The sequence below is a fragment of the Paraburkholderia piptadeniae genome (genome assembly GCF_900007165.1).
Lineage (GTDB): Bacteria > Pseudomonadota > Gammaproteobacteria > Burkholderiales > Burkholderiaceae > Paraburkholderia > Paraburkholderia piptadeniae.
Genome location: NZ_CYGY02000097.1, coordinates 814 through 1,035 on the forward strand (window position 1 = coordinate 814; position 222 = coordinate 1,035).

1 protein-coding gene is annotated in these 222 nt (G+C 65.3%); it reads left to right on the forward strand.

What is annotated here, in order from left to right:
• Positions 1–6: 6 nt before the first annotated feature.
• Positions 7–222: LysR family transcriptional regulator (locus BN2476_RS48805; RefSeq protein WP_235851156.1), on the forward strand; the 216-nt coding region annotated here is incomplete at its 3' end.

The following is a 222-nucleotide window of genomic DNA, read 5'->3' on the forward strand; positions in this document are numbered from 1 at the left end:
AGAGACATGGAACTGAGTGACATCGACCTCAATCTGTTGGTGCTCTTCCAGCGGCTGATGCAGGAACGGCGCGTGGCGACTGTCGCCGAGCAGATGAACATGAGCCAGCCCGGCGTCAGCAATGCGCTCGCCAAGCTCCGCCGCCGGATCGGCGATCCGCTGTTCGTGCGCGGGCCGGGGGGTGTGGTTCCCACACCGTTTGCGCTGCGTCTGGCGGAACCG